Genomic DNA, 18,137 nt, shown 5'->3' on the forward strand with positions numbered 1-18,137 from the left:
TTGCAGAAACAACAAGGGCTGCACATTATGCAGCCCTTGCCTCTGGAGAATAGTGGGTTGAGCGTGTCAGCTGGCCCAGGTGATGATGTGATCGATCCATTCACCCGCCTGATCCTCGTGAATGACTTTGCCACGGACGGATTGACCAGCCTGATGCATCGCGGAACGACTGCCGGTCAGCAGAGGATGCCACTCCGGAAGAGCGTCACCTTCAGACAGCAGGCGATATGCGCAGGTTGAGGGGAGCCAGTCATATTCGGTGATCTTGTCATGGGTGATCTGCAGACAGTCAGGCTCTTTTTTGAAACGATTGGTGTAATCAGAGCACTGACAGGTCTTGGTGTTAAGCAAATTGCAGGCGACATTGGTGAAAACCAGTTCGTCGGTATCTTCATCGATCAGCTTGTTGAGGCAGCATTTTCCGCAACCATCGCAGAGGGATTCCCATTCGGATTCAGTCATCTGCTGCAGACTCTTGGTCTGCCAAAAGGGGGCTTGCATCATACCGCTCACTTATTACACCTGATAAAACGCGTGGTTATACCCCTTGTTACCCGGTATTTCAAGGGGTGCTTTTTCAATGGCTCCAGTGGGAGCTGATCAAAAAGAATATTTATGCGACAAGGGGGGAAGCTTGCTGCAACGTATTTGATTATATCAAGATGTATTACAACCTAATCAGGTTTCATGGTTCCGATGATGGACTGTCGCCGGCTGAGTTTGAAAGCAGTTCAATGTTCAACAATCGTGTGTCTAGAAAACTTGGGGCGATTCAGTATGGCCCCCGCTAGGTGTGCTCTCTCTGTAGGTTGTTCACTCGGGGCATTCCTGGAGAATTGGAGGCTCCAACCAAACCAATCATCCGATGAGTCCCAGTGAGCAATCATAAAAATGCCCGATTAAGCGTCTTTGGTCGACAACTTCTTGTCCAGAGTATCCTTCAACAGGGTCTGCGCTTTGAAGAAGCCGCTCATGCTGCCGGCGTCAGAACCGGCACCGCTTACAAGTGGCTCACTCGATATCGCCAGGAGGGGCCCTATGGCTTGTACAATCGCTCTTCTCGACCCGCATTCCGCCCCCATGTCATTGATTACCTGGGCTAACAGAGGATTATCGAACTGCACAAACACGACAGATCTATCGGCACATCAGCCAATCTCTGGGCATAGGGCACAGTTCAGTCGCTCGTATCCTGCAAAGAATGGGACTGATTCGACTGGCTAATCTGGAACCTGCCCCTTCAGTACAACGCTATGAACATGAGAAACGGGAAGACTTGCTGCATCTGGACATCAGAAGGTTGGGGCGTTTCCATCGGGCGACTGGTGACCGCTGCCAGGACTCTCCGGGGGCAGGATGGGAGTATGTGCATGTGGCGGTTGATGACCACTCCCGTGTGGCATTCGTTTCAGTCGGCTACTCACTGACAATGGCGCCTGTTATTGGTCGAAACGCTTTCAGAAGCTGTGTCGTCGCTTGGGACTCAAGCACCTGCGCACCAAACCTTACCCCCCAAACGAATGGCAAAGCAGAGCGCTTCATTCAGACGGCGTTGCGTGAATCTAATTGGTATATCGGGAGATCAAGCACAGACTGGCTCTTCGTAGATACGGCAGGAGTTATGGGGCGTGCTGTTGGCGTACAACCTATTGCGCAGTCAGATGGTGAAGATGGTGGTGAGTCTGAAGGGGTACAAGGCGAGCCAGCTGAGTTGTTACATGTCATCGGCGTACCTCATCCATGAACTGAGCTGCATACCGTACCTGTTACCGGGGAGTATCCCGAAGCGGGTGGCAGAGCTGGAGAAGCAGGTGGGGCCGTTTGTCCTGCCGCCTGCACGACGGAAACGAAGTTACCTCCGCTGAGTGAAGCCCAGACCACAGAAATGCAGTGTAAAAAAAGCCAATAAAAACAATGCCAGTCAGGCTTAACTGACTGGCATTAGGTACCCTCGGGTGCCTTTTTCACAATCTGAGTGACTTGCCTATCAGGCAGCGGCTTTCAGCTGTACGGCGGCGGCTTTCTTGTGATCGCCGATCGGCATTACGGTGCGGCCGAACTGCTCGTTGATCACGGTGGCCATGGCCAGGTAGATGGCGCTGGCGCCACAGATGATGCCTTCGAAACCGGCGATGGTACCGATCAGGGTGCTGCCGGTGAAGTCACGGGCGGCCAGCAGGAAGAACAGCACGGTCAGGGAGGCGAACACGAACTGCTTGGCGCGCGGGTAGTTGATGGTGCCAACCAGCATGAACAGGGTGAACATACCCCACATCAGCAGATACCAACCCATGTAGGCGTGCGGAGTGGCTTCGGCCAGACCCATGGTTGGCATGATCAGCAGGAACACCAGGCTCAGCCAGAACAGGCCGTAGGAGGTGAACGCGGTCACACCGAAGGTGTTGCCACGCTTGTACTCCATGATGCCAGCAATGATCTGGGCGATGCCGCCGTAGCACAGGCCCATGGCCAGGATCATGGCGCTGATGGGGAAGAAACCTGCGTTATGGATGTTCAGCAGGATGGTGGTCATACCGAAACCCATCAGACCCAGAGGGGCAGGGTTGGCCAATTTTTCGCTCACGTGGCGTTCTCCAAAAATAGAGGTGGGGTTAACAAAAGACGCGCGATTTTAGGCAGGCTGCGGCGCGCCCGCAAGGGGGCAAGGGGGATAAATCGTAAAAAAACTACGTGATTATTTGCATCAGAGGCCAAATGCTCACCAAGGCAGGCTGTTTGGTGAGCAAAAGGTGTCAAAATAGTTGAGAGGTTGTATTTTTATTACGCATTTGCGCAGTACGGCGGCCTTACTGATCCAGTGTCAGGATCACTTTGGCTTCCTTGTCCTCTTCCTTGACCTGGCTGTCGAGCACGAACAGCCGCTCTGGGGCGATCCCCTGGCTGTCGACCAGAAACTCCTTGGTATTTTGCGCCCGGCGCATGGCGAGATTGCGCAGGGATTTGGCGGTGATGAGCTGCTGATCCCGCAGCAGGATCACCGCCTGGGCCCGCAGTGCTGCGCTCTCTTCATCCAGATGGAGGCGATCGGCCAGATCATCCAGATCTTCGCCAAAGCGCTCTTCATAGGCCTGGGCCAGCGCCTCTTGCAGGGCTGAGTCCTGTTCCAGCAGGTCGAGATCCGCCTGATTGCCGGTGAGCTTGGCCAGTACCCGCTCCAGCTTTTGCCGTTGCAGGATGGGGCGCTCCTCGTTGAAGTTGACCTTGCCGCGAATGTTCATGCTGAGCTTGGGTCTATCCTTGAGGGCCTGCGCCAGCTTGACCAGTTTCTCCTGCTGGGTGGGGGTGAGATCGGGCTCCCCCGGCAGGAAGGGAAGTTCGTCGAGATCTTCGGTGCCATCGGCCAGCGAGGCGAGCAGGGAGAAGGGGGAGGTGATCGCCTTGCTCAGTGTGTTGCCCAGCACATCCCAGAAGATATTGCCGATGCTGAAGTCCGGTTGATCGAGATCCCCCTTCACCTTGAGGTTCATCTGTATCACCCCGTTGGCATCGCTCAGCAGGGCGATGGCCAGCCCCAGCGGCAGATCCTTGGCCTGATCGCTCTTGATCTTCTCGCCCAGTTGCAGCTTCTTGATGGTGATGTCGTTATCCCCCTCCAGCCGATTGCCCTCCAGCTTGTAGTGCAGCTTCATGGAGAGCTGCCCCTTGTCGATGGCATAACCGGCATAGGTGCCCGAATAGGGGGTGAAGGTGGTGAGCTCCAGATTGTGGAAAGCGACCGCGATGTCGAGGATCGGGTTGGCGACCAGCAGGTTGGTACCGCCGCGAATGGTCACTGGCGCATAGCGATCCACCTTGCCGTTGAAGGCGAGATCGGAGCGTTGCCCCGGAATATTGCTGATATGGCGACTCTGGCCGCCCAGCGAGGCGATATCGGCCACAAAATCCTGACTCAGACTGCGGTCGGCAAAGCGCAGGTTGCCCTGCTCGGTGCGCAGCTGGTCGATGGTGAAACGAAAATCGGGAGCCTTGCTGCCTGCCGCCGCTTGAGTGCTGTTGGTTGCCGCCGGCTGCGGTAACAGCAGTTGTTGCAGGTTGGTGGTGCCATCTTCGTTGATCTCGATGCGGGCGAAGGGCTTGTTCAGAGCAATGTCCTTGATCCGCATCTGCTGGCTGATGCCGTCGTACGTCAGACCGGTGAGAGCCAGGGTGTTGAACTCCAGCAGCCGCTGATTGTCTGCCCGATCGACTACTTTGAGCCCGTTGATATCGAGCCCCCCTTGCAGGGTCAGCCTGCTGAGATCTCCCTGGGCGGTGGTGGCGAGATCAAGGCGGGTCTTGCTGCTCAGCAGCCCGTTTTGCACCTTAATGCGTACCAGATCGGCCAGATAGGGCTGTGCCAGCGTCAGGGGCAGCCCCTGCTGGTTGATGTCGCCGCTTAAGGTGAAAGGAGTCAGGGTCAGTTGGCCATCAAAGGTGAGGGGGCTGCTCTGGTTGAACTGGGTGGCCAGAGTCAGTTTGCTCGGTTGCTCCCCCTTGCTGCCCAGTGGCCCCAACGCCAGCTTGAGACCGGAGAGCTGGCGTGCCTGCGGTTTGCCGCTGCTCGATTCGGTGAGGGTGAGATCGCCCTTGTCGATAAGGATCTGCTTGATCTGCCACTGCCAGGGTTTGTCTGGCACCTGTTTCTTGCCGTTACCGGCTGTCTTTGCTTGTTGTGCCGATTTGGGCGCCGCATTGCTTGCCACCTCGTTTGCGGTGTTGGCTTCTTTGACGGGCTTGGCGGGAGCCTGTTCAATCAGCAAGTCAGCCAGATCCAGCTCCTGCTGTGGGTTGAGGGTGGCCTTGAGCAGGGGCTGTTGCAGGGTCACCTTGCCGATCTGGAGCGACTGTTTCTGGCCATCGACCGCCAGCTCGCTCAGGGCCAGCTGGCCGAAGCGGGCAAATTCGTCGCCCTTGTGTTTTTTAAGCTGCCAGTTGTCCAGCGTCAGCTTGCCTTTGGACAATTGCCACTGCACTCCTTGCTTGCCCTCTTTAAGCTGGTATTCCACCTCTGCATTGGCGTGGCCCTTGGCCAGATCCAGCTTGAGATAGGGTGCCCAGAGCGGGGCGAAGGGTTTCAGCTCGACCTGTTTGAGGCTCGCTTTGCCCTGACCCATGCCGCTCATCACATCGAGTTTGCCGTGGGCAGCGAGGCTGCTTTTGCCGTTGATGGTGGCGTTCAGCTGATAGGCGGTCGGGTGATTTGCCTCGGTGCGCAGGTTATCGAGCTTGAGGGTCATTTTCTCCAGATTGAGAGGCGGCAACCAGCCGGGTTCGCTCTCCTTGCGCTGATCCTGATAGCGCACATGCCCGTCAGTGACATTGACGCTGGCAATATCGACCAGCAGCGGGGCGCTGGCTGTTTCGGGCTCGGGGGAGGGGGCAGGGGCGAGCAGGGTCGCCAGCGCATCGGTCAGATTGAGTCGAACCTCCCCCTTTTTGTCTGCCAGCCGTTGCAGCAGCACCACGGGTTTGGTCAGGGTGACGGCGGAAAGCACGACCCCTTTCTGCTGCCAGCTGGCTTGCAGGTCGGGGGTGATAAAAAGCTGCTCAAAACCGATGATGGGCTGCTGTTTGGTATCGAGCAGGGCAGTCGCGCCGAGGGTGAGAGAAGGGTTGCGCAGCCCTACGTCAATCTCTCCCAGCGTCAGTTGCAGGCCATAGTGCTCGGCCAGCCAGCCGGGCAGATAGCGCTGGACCAGACGGGGGGTTTGCCACAGCAGCAGGGTCATCAGGATAAGAAGCAGCAGGAAAGCGTAGGCAAGGTAGCGCAGCAAGCGGAGCTTGGGGGACGCGGGCTCGGTGGTGTTCATTTGGTGCACTCCCATTTGGTTCCCGCCATGGTACAGAAAAGCTGGATAGTAATCATGGGGTTGCGTGCTGTTGTACGCCGTACTTTGTCCAAAGGCGATCCAGTTCACCCTTTTGTTGCAGCGCTGCCAGCCACTGTTCCAGCTGGGCAGGGGTAATGGGGGCCTCAGGGTGAAGGATGGCGCGGTGTTGATACTGTTGATCCCATTTTTGCGAGATCAGCAACTGGTCGGCTGTGTCGGGATTGGCCTGCAGATACTGGTTAATGTATGAAACGTTGAGAATGGCTACCTCGCCGCGCCCTTTGAGTAGCGCTTGCAGGGCGCTGACGTTGTCTTTGACCAGGGTGATATTGAGCTTGCGCTGCAGGTAGAGGGGATCGGCATTGAACTGGCCGACGCCGTAGTGATAGCCGGTCACCCCGATGAGGTGATGGCTGGCAGGATCGTCAAAAAAGCGCTGATCCCGCCCCGCTTTGTTCAGGGCCACATAGACCTCGCCACCACCGAGGAAGGGGGCTGTCATCTTGAATTTATCGGTGTCCCAGCCCCACTTGGTGTCTTCAAACAACATCAGCGAGAACCGGCCCAGATCGAGCGCCTTGTAACGGTTGGCGGCCGAGGTGGGGACAAAGACGAAGGTCACCTCTTTCTGTACGGCATTGAGCTGGTCGATAAGCTCCAGAGTCAGCCCTTCATAGCGAGAATCGGAGAGTTTGACCACAAAGGGGGCATAGGGGTATCCGCCAACCTTGATGAGGGGATGGCTCCAGCCAGAGAGGCTGAACAAGAGCAAAAACCAGCACCAATATCTCATGGGATCCCCAGGGCAATAGCTTGCTCCCAGATTCGGTTAATCTGCGCCAGTTTTCAAGCTGTTAAGGGAATTAACACAGCGCTGTTCGGCGGCCTCCAGCTCGGCCATCACCATCTGGATATCCTCCAGTTGCTGGCGCAGGGCGCCGCGTTTTGCCTCGATCAGCTGGATCATGGAGTGGAGCTGGGTTTTGCTCGATTTGTCGGTGTCGTACATATCGAACAGCTCGCGGATCTCGGCCAGGCTAAACCCCAGCCGTTTGCCGCGCAGGGTCAACTTGAGCCGGATCTTGTCCCGATGGCTGTAGATGCGGGTTTGCCCCTCCCGCAGCGGGGTGAGCAGCCCCTCATCCTCGTAGTAGCGGATGGTGCGCGGCGTGACATCGAATTCGTGGGCCAGCTCCGAAATGCTGTAGGTGATCTCCTTGCCGGGCAGGGAACGGGACATGGTCATGACTCCTGTTGCTGGGCGTGTGGCTGGCAGAGGCGGGCGCGCAGCCGCTCGGCATTGGCGTGCAGGGCCTGACCGACCCGCGAGCCGTTGGGACGGCCGAGCTGCTCGCTCACCCACTGGCCGGTGGCCGCCAGTTTGTCGAGATCCACCCCGGTCGTCATGCCAAGGCCGTGCAGCAGGTAGACCACCTCTTCTGACGCTACATTGCCGGAGGCGCCCGGCGCATAGGGACAGCCGCCAAGCCCCGCCACCGAGCAGTCGATGGTGCGAATGCCGCGCTCCAGCGCGGGTAGCAGGTTGGCCAACCCCTGGCCGTAGGTGTCGTGAAAATGGACCGCGAGTCGACCCGCCGGGATCTCGTGCAGCACCGCATCCAGCATGGGCGCCACCGTGCCCGGGGTGCCGACGCCGATGGTGTCCCCCAGCGAAATTTCGTGGCAACCGAGATCCAGCAGTTGCTCGGCCATGGCGGCGACCCGTTTCGGGCGGGTCGGGCCATCGAACGGGCAGGCGATGACGGTGGAGAGGTAGCCACGCACCTTGATGCCGAGGCGGCGTGCCTCCTGCACCAACGGAGCGAAACGTACCAGCGACTCCTCCACGCTGATGCCGATATTGGCGCGGGTAAAACCGTCGGAGCAGGCGGTGAAGAGGCCAATCTCGTCGGCGCGGGCGGCAATGGCTGCTTGCAAGCCTTGCAGATTGGGCACCAGGGCACCGTAACGGGTTGAGCCCTTGCGCGGCAGTGCCTCGAACAGCGCTGCGGAGTCCGCCATCTGTGGCACCTTTTTGGCAGAGACAAAGGCACCCACCTCGATGCGCTGCAGACCGCTGTCGGTAAGGCGCTGGATCAGCTCCAGCCGTTGCACCAGGGAGAGGGGCGCAGCTTCATTTTGCAGGCCATCTCGCGGTCCCATCTCCACCAGACTGACCCTGTCGTCACGGACGTCCTGTGATCGGTTCATGGGTGTTCCTCCTGTGAAGCAGTCTCTTCGGCAAAGCGCACCAGCACGGTTCCCTGGCTTACCTGCTCGCCCTGTTTGCACAGCAGGGCTTCAATTACCCCGTCCCGCTCTGCACGCAGTTGGTGCTCCATCTTCATCGCCTCCAGCACCAGCAGGGGTTGCCCCTTGCTGACCGTTTGGCCAGGTTCGATCATCACGGCTACCACTATGCCGTGCATGGGGGCGATGGCGCCCTGCGCCTTCTCGTTTGCCTGCTCATGGTGGTGGCTGTGCTGCCGATCATCGGCCGCGAAGCGGATGCGCTGGCCCCCCAGGGTCATGATGAAGGCTGCCTCCGGGCCTGCGACCGTCTGAATGGGGATCTGTTGCCAGCAGCCACCCTGCTGCAGCCGGATATTATCGTCACCTCTCTGGTAGCAACGGGTCTCCCCTTGCCACTCAAACTGGCCGCCATGATCGTTAAGAGTCAATACCCGGCGCTCATCACCGATGCGCACCGCCGCCGTCCAGCTGCGAACTGGCCCCAGCCGAAATCCGCAGGCTTGCTGCCAGGGGGAGGTGCCCGCAGGGCGGCTCGCCAGCCAGAGGGCGGCCAGCGGCCAGGCGAGTTCAGGAATGGGCTGCGCTGTGGTGGGGATGGGCCACTGGGTATGGTGGCCCATGGCCAGGACGTCAGGCTCTTCACAAAGGCGCAGCAAGAGCGCGCCGTTGTGCACCAGCGGGCCGAGATCCAGCGCAGCCAGCGCATCGGCAAGTTTGGCGAACGCCTCGGTGCGGCTCTGGCCGTGGGCGATCAGCTTGGCGATCATGGGATCGTAATAGGGGCTCACCTCATCGCCAGCGGTGACGCCAGTGTCGATGCGCACGCCAACGGGCCAGTGGAGCCAGTGGATAGGCCCGCTGGCAGGCAGAAAACCGGCCGCCACATCCTCGGCGTAGAGGCGCGCCTCCACCGCATGGCCGCGCAGCACCACTTCCTCCTGAGTGAGTGGCAGTGGCTTGCCTTCGGCTACGGCCAACTGCCAGGCCACCAGATCCTGCCCGGTCACCGCTTCGGTGACCGGATGCTCTACCTGCAGCCGGGTGTTCATCTCCATAAAGAAGAACTCATCCTTGCAGAGCAGGAACTCGATGGTGCCAGCCCCCTGATAGTGGATGGCCTTGGCTGCGGCCACGGCTGCCTCCCCCATGGCGCGGCGCAGAGCCGGAGGGATGTCGGGGGCGGGCGCCTCTTCGATCACCTTCTGATGGCGTCGTTGCAAGGAGCAGTCCCTGTCCCCCAGATAGATGGCGTTGCCGAGGCTATCGGCAAAGACCTGTACTTCCACGTGGCGCGCCAGGGGCAGATAGCGCTCGAGCAGTACCAGATCGTCACCAAAGGCAGCCTTGGCTTCCCGTTTGACTGCCGCCAGCGACTCGTCAAAGTCGGCCAGCTGATCGACCCGGCGCATCCCCTTGCCACCGCCGCCACTGGCGGCCTTGATAAGTAGCGGGAAGCCAATCTGGCTCACCTGATCGCGCAAAAAGTCCGGCCGCTGATCCGTGCCGTGATAGCCGGGCAGTACAGGTACACCGGCCGCCTGCATCAGCGCCTTGGCGCCCGATTTGTCGCCCATGGCGAGAATGGCGGCGCCGCTTGGGCCGACAAAGCGCAGGCCGCGCTGTTCGCAGGCGGTGGCAAAATCGCTGTTTTCCGACAGAAAACCGTAACCGGGATGGATGGCATCGGCGTGCGCCTCTTTGGCAATCTTCAGCACCTTGCCGGTGTCGAGATAACTCTCTCTGGCCGGTGCAGGCCCCAGATGCCATGCCTCATCGGCCAGACGGGTGTGCATGGCATGGGCGTCGGCATCGGAGTAGAGGGCGATGGTGTGGATGCCGAGGCGTTTCGCCGTCTTGATGATGCGCACGGCGATTTCGCCGCGATTGGCAATCAGCAGGCGCTTAATCTGAGTGTGATGGGTCATGTCTCATCCTTGAAACGGGGACGCCAGGCGGGAGGGCGTTTGTCAAAGAAGGCCTGCATTCCCTCCTGTGCTTCGAGCCCCACCCGAACCCGGGCGATGGTCTCGACGGTTTTCTCTTCGTGCAGGCGGGAAGGATGGGCCTCTATCGCCGCCAGCAGTCGTTTGGTCTCTTTCATCGCCTCCGGCCCGTTGCGGCACAGACGAAGGGCCTGCGCCCGTCCCTCCGCCAGCAGTTGATCCGGTTGGCAGAGTTGGTGTGCCACATTGAGCCGACAGGCGGTGATGGCATCGAACGGCTCGGCACTGAGCATGTAGCGGCGCGCCTGACGCATCCCCATAGTGCGCACCACGTAGGGGCTGATCACCGCAGGCACCAGACCCAGGCTCACCTCTGAGAGGCAGAAGCGGGCATCGTCGCTGGCCAGCACCAGATCGCAGGCGCAGATGAGGCCCAGCGCCCCGCCGTAGGCGGCCCCTTGCACCAGCGCCACCGTAGGGAAGGGAAGCTCATCGAGGGTCTGCATCAGCCGCGCCAGTACCCGGGCGTCTTCGCGATTGTGCTCGAAATCGGCGTGGGCCAGATTACGCATCCAGTTGAGGTCGGCGCCCGCGCAAAAGTGTTTGCCTTCGGCACGTAGCAGCAGGGCGTGAGGGCGTTCGGCGAGATCATGACCATGGAGATGGGCCAGATCATCGAGGCAGTCGAGCAGCCCCAGCATCAGGTCGGCATCAAAGGCGTTGTGGCGGGCCGGGCGCGACAGCACCAGCTCGGCCAGCGGGCCGTGCCGCTCCAGCCGAAACGGGCCCTGTGTTGAAGAGCCAAGTGCTGAGGAAGTAAGTGGATCTGACATCGTTTTGCTCCTTACATCCGAAAGATGCCGTACTGCTCGGGTTCAATGTGGGCCCCCTGACAGGCGGCGAGCGCCAGCGCCAGCACGGTGCGGCTCTGGGCCGGGTCAATGACGCCATCATCCCACAGGCGGGCGCTGGCGTAGTAGGGGTGACCCTGGCGCTCATACTGTTCGATCACCGGGGCACGGATGGCGGCCGCTTCCTGCTCGCTCAAATCTTTGCCCTCGGCAGTCAGCTTGTCGCGACGCACCTGCACCAGCACTCCGGCAGCTTGTTCGCCACCCATGACAGAGATACGGCTGTTGGGCCAGCTAAAGAGAAAATCGGGCTCATAAGCGCGGCCGCACATGCCGTAGTTGCCAGCGCCAAAGCTGCCGCCGACGATCAGGGTGATCTTGGGCACCCGGCTGCAGGCCACTGCGGTGACCAGCTTGGCGCCGTGCTTGGCGATCCCCTCTTTTTCTGCGCTACTCCCCACCATAAAGCCGGTGATGTTCTGCAAAAAGAGCAGCGGGATGGCACGCCGGTTACAGAGTTGGATAAAGTGGGCCCCCTTCTGGGCACTGTCGCTGTGCAGCACGCCGTTGTTGGCGAGGATACCCACTTCCATGCCGCAAATACGGGCAAAGCCGGTCACCAGTGTGGTGCCGAACAGCGCCTTGAACTCGTCAAAGTCAGAGCCATCCACCAGTCGGGCAATCAGTTCGCGGGCGTCGTAAGGGCGTTTGAGACTGGTGCCCACCAGACCGTAGAGCTCCTCGATCGGGTAGCAGGGGGGCTCGTAGCCGGGGCTGCTCTCTATCGGCTCGTTACCCAGATGAGTAACCAGCGTGCGGGCGATGGCCAGCGCATGGGCATCGTCACGGGCCATATGATCAGCAACGCCGGAGTGGGCACAGTGCACTTCAGCGCCGCCCAGGGCCTCGGCGCTGATCTCCTCGCCGGTGGCGGCCTTGACCAGCGGCGGACCCGCCAGAAAGATGGTGGCTTGCTCCCTGACCATGATGGATTCATCAGCCATGGCGGGCACGTAGGCGCCGCCAGCGGTGCAGAGCCCCATCACCACTGCCAGTTGAGGGATGTTTTGGGCCGACATGCGGGCCTGGTTGTAGAAGATGCGGCCAAAGTGATCCCGGTCGGGGAACACCTCATCCTGCATCGGCAAGAAGGCGCCGCCGGAATCCACCAGATAGAGGCAGGGGAGGCGCAGCCGCTCGGCGATGGCCTGGGCGCGCAGGTGTTTTTTCACCGTGAGCGGGTAGTAGGTGCCGCCCTTCACGGTGGCGTCGTTCACCACCAGCATGCAGAGCCTGCCCGAGACCCGGCCGATGCCGGTGATGATGCCGGCGGCGGGTACCGGCTCGTCATAGACCTGCCAGCCAGCCAGCGCCGAGAGTTCGAGAAACGGGGAGCCCGGGTCCAGCAGCTGATTGATGCGCTCGCGGGGCAGCAGCTTGCCACGGGCCTGATGGCGGGCGTTGTTGGCCGCGCCGCCTCCTTGGGCGATCTCGGCAATGCGGGCATGGAGATCGTCGACCAGCCCCTGCATGGCGGCCCGATTGGCCGTATATTCCGGGCTCGCCGTGTCAAGGTGGGAGTGGATACGACTCATGCATTTTCTCCCATCAGCTCGCGGCCGATGAGCCAGCGGCGGATCTCCGAGGTGCCGGCGCCGATCTCGTAGAGTTTGGCGTCCCGCAGTAGGCGGCCAGTGGGGTATTCGTTGATGTAACCGTTGCCGCCGAGCAGCTGGATAGCGTCGAGGGCCATCTGGGTGGCGTTTTCGGCGGCAAACAGGATGGCTGCGGCGCAATCTTTACGGCTGGTGCGACCCTGATCGCAGGCGCTCGCCACCGAGTAGACCAGCGCCCGGCTGCTGGCGAGGCGGGTATACATGTCGGCGAGCTTGCCCTGCACCAGCTGGAACTCGCCGATGGCTTGACCAAACTGCTTGCGCTCACGCACATAGGGCAGCACTACATCCATGCAGGCCTGCATGATGCCAAGGGGGCCCGCAGCCAGCACCACCCGCTCGTAATCGAGCCCGCTCATCAGCACCTTGACCCCGCCGTGCAGGGGGCCCAGCAGGTTTTCCTGCGGCACTCGGCAGTTGTCGAACACCAGCTCGCAGGTGCTGGAGCCGCGCATCCCCAGCTTGTCGAGCTTCTGGGCGGTAGAAAAACCGGGAGTGCCTGCTTCAACGATAAAGGCAGAAATCCCTTTGGGGCCCGCACTGGTATCTGTCTTGGCATAGATGACGAAGGTGTCGGCATCGGGTCCGTTGGTTATCCACATCTTGTTGCCGTTCAGCACGAAGTGATCGCCCTCGCGCTCCGCGGTGAGGCGCATGCTGACCACATCGGACCCGGCTCCCGGTTCGCTCATGGCCAGCGCCCCCACATGCTCGCCGCTCACCAGCGGGGGGAGATAGCGTGCTTTTTGCTCCGCCGTGCCGTGGCGGTGGATCTGATTGATACAGAGATTGGAGTGGGCGCCGTAGGAGAGGCCGACCGAGGCGCTGGCGCGGCTTATCTGTTCCATCACCAGCACGTGGGCCAGATAGCCGAGATTCACCCCGTCATACTCCTCCACCACCGTGATGCCGTGCAGCCCCAGTTCACCCATCCGGGGCCAGAGATCACGGGGAAAGGCGTTGCTCTGATCGATCTCGCTGGCGCGCGGGGCGATCACTTTCTGGCAGAAGGCCGCAACCTGTTCGGTCAGGGCATTCAGGGTCTCATCCATCTGCATCCATGCTCTCCTTGCGGATATGACAGTCGGGTAGGAAGGTGGGTTCGACCGGCTGACTCGGCGTTACGGCTGGCAGTGGTCGGTCCATTTTTGTACTTCACTTCTGTCACAAGTTTACGTTAGCGTAAACGTAAATCAATTGTTAATCTGTTGTGTGTCGATAAAGCGGTGGTAGTGAGAGCGTCATCAGCTACCACGACAACAGCGCCATAGTGGCAGATCCGACTGACGCAGCGTGTGGGCGCCGCGTTATAAAGCACTAACTCAGGAAAGTAAGCGCGGGAAAATAAGCGTTGGGTAACAAGGGAGCGAACGACAAGATGGATTTTACCCTGACCGATGATCAGCAGGCGTATGTGGAGGCGGCCGCCGCCTTTGCCGATGAGGCGCTCAAACCCCATGCCGCGCGCTGGGACAAGGAGCATGAGTTTCCGATCCCGACCATCAAGCAGGCGGCCGGGCTAGGTTTTTGTGGTCTCTATACCCCGGAGCAGTTTGGCGGATTGGGGCTGCCGCGCCTCGATGCGAGCCTCATCTTCGAACGCCTCGCCATGGGCTGTACCTCGACCACGGCGTATCTGACTATCCACAACATGGTGAGCTGGATGCTGGGTAGCTGGTTGCCCACCGAGGTTGCCAAGGAGTGGGTGCCCAAACTGGCCAGCGGCGAGCTGCTGGGCTCCTATTGCCTCACCGAGCCGGGGGCGGGTTCCGATGCGGCGGCACTCAAGACCCGGGCGGTGCGCGAGGGTGACAGCTACCTCATCGAGGGGACCAAGGTCTTTATCTCGGGAGCAGGCAGCAGCGATGTGCTGGTGGTGATGGCCCGTACCGGTGGTGAAGGTGCGAAGGGGGTCTCTGCCTTTATGGTGCCGGCAGATAGCGCGGGTATCGTCTATGGCAAGCCGGAAGAGAAGATGGGCTGGAACAGCCAGCCGACCCGGGAGGTTGTTTTCAACGGGGTTCGCATTCCTGCCTGTTATCGGTTGGGCGAAGAGGGGGAAGGGTTCAAGTTCGCCATGCAGGCCCTCGATGGGGGGCGCATCAATATTGCCACCTGTTCGGTGGGCACCGCCCAGCAGGCGCTGGACGATGCGCTGGCTTATGTGCAGCAGCGCCAGCAATTTGGTCACCCGATCAGCGAATTCCAGAGCGTGCAGTTTCGCCTGGCCGATATGGCGACCGAGCTGGCTGCCGCCCGTTTGCTGGTGCGTCAGGCCGCCGACAAGCTGGATCGCGGGGCACCGGACAAGAGTGCCTGGTGTGCCATGGCCAAACGGTTTGCCACCGATGTGGGTTACCGAATCTGTGATGAGGCTCTGCAACTCTTTGGCGGCTATGGTTATATCCGCGAGTATCCGCTCGAGCGCTATCTGCGCGATACCCGGGTACACCGCATTCTGGAGGGCACCAACGAGGTGATGCGACTCATCATCGCGCGCCGCCTGCTGGCCGATCCCGGTTTGTCGCTGGGCTAACCGGTGGTCGCATCAAAGGTGTGTTGCCTGCCACCCGATTTGCGCCATGCCATGCCGGTTTCGGCTTTGTGAGCCAGCCACAAGTTGGTGTCATTCAAGCCTGTCATCATGGATGCAGCTTCATCGACAAGGACAATGTTATGACAAGGATCAGACTCGAATATCATGGCCACGTGGCCTATATCACCCTCGATCATCCCCCTGCCAACACCTGGACCCTCGCCAGCCTGCAGGCCTTTTTGCAGATGATGGTGGAGCTCGACAGTCGTCCCGATGTGGTGGCGCTGGTGATCCGTGGTGCGGGCGACAAATTTTTCTGCGCCGGTGCCGACCTCAATATGTTTGTCGAGGGGAATGTCGAGCAGGCCAGCGAAGTAGCCGAGGCCTTTGGCAAGGCTTTCGAGGCGCTGGCCCGTTTTCACGGCGTCAGTATCGCCGCCATCAATGGTTATGCCATGGGCGGTGGCCTGGAAGTGGCGCTGGCCTGTGATATCCGCATCGCCGAGCAGCAGGCGTTGCTGGGACTGCCGGAGGCCTCGGTGGGCTTGCTTCCCTGTGCCGGTGGCACCCAGCGCCTGACCGAGCTGGTGGGGCCGGGCTGGGCCAAGCGGATGATCCTCTGCGGTGAGAAGGTGAGTGCCTCGCTGGCCTACGAGATGGGGCTGGTGGAGGAGGTGGTGAAAACCGGTCAGGCGTGGGAGGCCGCGCACCAGATGGCCCATCTGGTGGAGCGCCAGAGCCCGAGCGCCCTGCGCGCCTGTAAAACCCTGATCAATCAGGGCCGCAGTGGCCCGCGGGATGCCGCCTTGCCCCTTGAGCGGTCGCTGTTTCTCGATCTCTTTAGCGATGCCAATCAGCGTGAAGGGGTGGCCGCCTTCCTGGAGAAACGCTTACCGCGCTGGCAATATGGCCCAACAGAATAAATCCATACGGAGCCGTTTATGAGTGAGCCGGTCAAGGTTAGCTGTTATCCCACCGAAGATGGCCATCAGGTCGGGGTGTTGACCCTCGACAGCCCTGCGTCTCTCAACGCATTGAGCCTGCCGATGATCCAGATCCTGCAACAGACGCTGACCCGTTGGGAGCAGGATCCCGCCATCGTCTGTGTGCTGTTGCAGGGGGCGGGTGAGAAGGCATTTTGTGCCGGTGGCGATATCCGCTCCTTCTATTACCGCAAGCAGGAGGCGAGCGAGGCGGAACTGTTCGAATATGCCCGCGACTTTTTCGAGCAGGAGTACCGGCTCGACCACCACATCCACTCTTACCGCAAGCCCCTTATCTGCGTGGCGGACGGTATCTGCATGGGGGGTGGTATTGGCCTGTTTGCCGGTGCCGATTTTCGGGTGGTGACCGAAAAGAGCCTGTTCGCCATGCCGGAGGTAACCATAGGACTCTACCCCGACGTGGGAGCGAGCTGGTTTTTAAGCCGGATGCCGGGGCGGCTGGGGCTCTGGCTCGGTCTGACAGGTGCCCGCTTCAACGGGAGTGATGCCATCGGTCTTGGGCTGGCGGATCACGCCATCGCCAGTGGCGAGCGCAGTGCGCTGTTGTCACGCCTCGCCGTACTCGACTGGGCTGGCAGTGGTGAGTCCCGTGAGCAGATCGATCTGCTGCTCAGGGGATTGCACCGTGAGGTAGCGGCCCGCTTGCCAGCGCCAGTATTGCTGCCCCATCAACAGAGGATCGATGCCCTGCTGGCGGGACGCACGCTGCAAGGGGTATTGGCGCGGTTGTTCGAAGCTCAGTTCGATGAACAGGAGACGGTACTCCAGCAGGCGCAGCAGCTCTGCCGCACCGGCAGCCCCATCAGCCGTGCCATTTTGTGGCGCCAATATTGGCAGGCTCGCCGCAACTCACTGGCAGAGGTATTTGCCGAGGAGCTGACCCTCTCGGTCAACTGCGTGCTCAAGGGGGATTTTGTGGAAGGGGTACGGGCACTGCTGATCGACAAGGATAAAGATCCCCGCTGGCAACAGTTGCCACCGGAGGGGGAGTGGCTGGACGAGTTCTATCGCTGGCCGCAGGGGCGCAATCCGTTGGCCTGCAAGGGATAACAGGTTGGCAACCGGCGGACGCCGCCATCAGCAACGCAAGGAGCAAGCGGGATGACAAGGATAGGGTTTATCGGGCTCGGCAACATGGGTGGCCCCATGGCGGCCAATCTGGCCAGGGCCGGGCACAGGGTGCAGGTGTTTGATCTGGTTGCCCAAAACATTGAGCGCGCCATCGCCGCTGGCTGCATCGCCACGGGGGATGCCCGTGAGGCGGTGACTGGCTGCGAGGTGGTGATCAGCATGTTGCCTGCGGGGGAACATGTGCGCGACCTTTGGTTGTCTGAGGGGCAGGATCTGCTGGCAGCCCTGCCGGTTGGTGCACTGGTGATCGACTGCTCCACTATCGATGTCGACTCTGCCCGTCAGGTCGGGGAGGCGGCCCGCGCACGCGGTTTGCGCTTTATTGATGCCCCTGTCTCGGGCGGTGTCGCCGGTGCGGCCGCCGGGACGCTCACCTTTATCGTTGGCGGCGCCGCGGCAGATTTCGAGGCGGCAAAACCCTTGCTCGCCTGCATGGGGCAGAACCTGTTTCACGCCGGGACGCTGGGGGCAGGGCAGATTGCCAAGATGTGCAACAACATGCTGCTTGCGATCCATATGGCGGGCACTGCCGAGGCGCTGGCCCTCGGGGTGAAGGAGGGGCTGGATCCCGCCGTGCTCTCCACCATCATGGGCAAGAGCTCCGGCAACAACTGGAGTCTGGAGCGCTACAACCCCTGGCCCGGGGTGATGGAGAATGTCCCTGCCGCCCGCAACTATCAGGGGGGCTTTATGACCCGTTTGATGGTGAAAGATTTGGGGCTGGCCATGGCGCTGGCCGAGTATGGCCACAGCGCGGTGCCCATGGGGGCGCTCGCACGTAACCTGTTCAACCTGCATGCCGCCCAGGGGCAGGGGAGCCGCGATTTCTCCAGCATCGTCGAACTCTATCTGGATAAACAGGATCCCGCCTGACGGGCACCTTTCTTCAAGGCATCTCCCCTCGACCAGCTA

15 protein-coding genes and 2 pseudogenes are annotated in these 18,137 nt (G+C 60.8%); 7 read left to right on the forward strand and 10 right to left on the reverse strand.

Annotated elements, in window-relative coordinates; all coding sequences use genetic code 11:
• Positions 1-66: 66 nt before the first annotated feature.
• Positions 67-501 (reverse strand): YcgN family cysteine cluster protein, encoded by a 435-nt coding sequence (locus ACB042_RS02890; RefSeq protein WP_371177827.1) that lies wholly within the window; start codon positions 499-501, stop codon positions 67-69.
• Positions 502-569: 68 nt separating this feature from the next.
• Here ACB042_RS02890 and ACB042_RS02895 point away from each other — a divergent pair, with 68 nt between their 5' ends.
• The 3 genes and pseudogenes from ACB042_RS02895 to ACB042_RS02905 all read left to right on the forward strand — a co-directional run.
• A complete protein-coding gene (locus tag ACB042_RS02895; RefSeq protein WP_371177747.1) occupies positions 570-791 on the forward strand; it encodes an IS3 family transposase in 222 nt (73 codons plus the stop codon).
• 84 nt (positions 792-875) lie between these two features.
• Positions 876-1,585, forward strand: a pseudogene (locus ACB042_RS02900) (leucine zipper domain-containing protein); the annotation flags it as partial.
• 22 nt (positions 1,586-1,607) lie between these two features.
• Positions 1,608-1,931, forward strand: a pseudogene (locus tag ACB042_RS02905) (IS4 family transposase); the annotation flags it as partial.
• Between the two features lie 56 nt (positions 1,932-1,987).
• On the opposite strand, the gene ACB042_RS02910 reads toward ACB042_RS02905, so the two are convergent.
• From ACB042_RS02910 to ACB042_RS02950, 9 genes are all read right to left on the reverse strand, one after another.
• A complete protein-coding gene (locus tag ACB042_RS02910) occupies positions 1,988-2,584 on the reverse strand; it encodes a GPR1/FUN34/YaaH family transporter (RefSeq protein ID WP_005336948.1) in 597 nt (198 codons plus the stop codon).
• A 223-nt stretch (positions 2,585-2,807) separates the two neighbouring features.
• On the reverse strand, positions 2,808-5,810 hold the full coding sequence (locus tag ACB042_RS02915) for a DUF748 domain-containing protein (RefSeq protein ID WP_371177748.1): 3,003 nt from the start codon (positions 5,808-5,810) through the stop codon (positions 2,808-2,810).
• 52 nt (positions 5,811-5,862) lie between these two features.
• Positions 5,863-6,624 carry an ABC transporter substrate-binding protein gene (locus ACB042_RS02920; protein ID WP_144712809.1) on the reverse strand — a complete coding sequence of 254 codons (762 nt, stop codon included), beginning with the start codon at positions 6,622-6,624 and terminating at the stop codon, positions 5,863-5,865.
• Positions 6,625-6,660: 36 nt separating this feature from the next.
• Positions 6,661-7,071: a MerR family DNA-binding transcriptional regulator gene (locus ACB042_RS02925; RefSeq protein WP_005336945.1), complete on the reverse strand. Its 411-nt coding sequence runs from the start codon at positions 7,069-7,071 to the stop codon at positions 6,661-6,663.
• A gap of 2 nt (positions 7,072-7,073) precedes the next feature.
• Positions 7,074-8,042, reverse strand: coding sequence for a hydroxymethylglutaryl-CoA lyase (locus ACB042_RS02930; RefSeq protein ID WP_100653898.1), 969 nt, complete (start codon positions 8,040-8,042; stop codon positions 7,074-7,076).
• A complete protein-coding gene (locus tag ACB042_RS02935) occupies positions 8,039-10,009 on the reverse strand; it encodes a biotin carboxylase N-terminal domain-containing protein (RefSeq protein WP_371177749.1) in 1,971 nt (656 codons plus the stop codon). The genes ACB042_RS02930 and ACB042_RS02935 overlap by 4 nt, the downstream gene beginning before the upstream one ends.
• Positions 10,006-10,860, reverse strand: a complete 855-nt coding sequence (locus ACB042_RS02940; protein WP_021230305.1) for an enoyl-CoA hydratase-related protein — start codon at positions 10,858-10,860, stop codon at positions 10,006-10,008. The genes ACB042_RS02935 and ACB042_RS02940 overlap by 4 nt, the downstream gene beginning before the upstream one ends.
• 11 nt (positions 10,861-10,871) lie before the next feature.
• Entirely contained in the window at positions 10,872-12,473 is a 1,602-nt protein-coding gene (locus ACB042_RS02945) for a carboxyl transferase domain-containing protein (RefSeq protein WP_371177750.1), read from the reverse strand.
• The gene (locus ACB042_RS02950) at positions 12,470-13,612 is read right to left on the reverse strand and encodes an isovaleryl-CoA dehydrogenase (RefSeq protein ID WP_144712818.1); all 1,143 of its coding nucleotides are present in this window, start codon (positions 13,610-13,612) and stop codon (positions 12,470-12,472) included. The genes ACB042_RS02945 and ACB042_RS02950 overlap by 4 nt, the downstream gene beginning before the upstream one ends.
• A 320-nt stretch (positions 13,613-13,932) precedes the next feature.
• Between ACB042_RS02950 and ACB042_RS02955 the strand changes: the two genes are divergently transcribed.
• The 4 genes from ACB042_RS02955 (at position 13,933) to mmsB (ending at position 18,098) form a co-directional block, all read left to right on the forward strand.
• Positions 13,933-15,090 (forward strand): acyl-CoA dehydrogenase family protein, encoded by a 1,158-nt coding sequence (locus ACB042_RS02955; protein ID WP_186301821.1) that lies wholly within the window; start codon positions 13,933-13,935, stop codon positions 15,088-15,090.
• Positions 15,091-15,230: 140 nt separating this feature from the next.
• Positions 15,231-16,013, forward strand: coding sequence for an enoyl-CoA hydratase (locus tag ACB042_RS02960; RefSeq protein ID WP_144712822.1), 783 nt, complete (start codon positions 15,231-15,233; stop codon positions 16,011-16,013).
• Between the two features lie 18 nt (positions 16,014-16,031).
• Positions 16,032-17,144, forward strand: a complete 1,113-nt coding sequence (locus ACB042_RS02965) for an enoyl-CoA hydratase/isomerase family protein (protein WP_144712827.1) — start codon at positions 16,032-16,034, stop codon at positions 17,142-17,144.
• A 51-nt stretch (positions 17,145-17,195) separates the two neighbouring features.
• Positions 17,196-18,098 (forward strand): 3-hydroxyisobutyrate dehydrogenase, encoded by a 903-nt coding sequence (gene mmsB / locus ACB042_RS02970; protein ID WP_371177751.1) that lies wholly within the window; start codon positions 17,196-17,198, stop codon positions 18,096-18,098.
• Positions 18,099-18,137: the final 39 nt, after the last annotated feature.

The organism is Aeromonas sp. S13(2024), assembly GCF_041402405.1.
Lineage (GTDB): Bacteria > Pseudomonadota > Gammaproteobacteria > Enterobacterales > Aeromonadaceae > Aeromonas > Aeromonas veronii.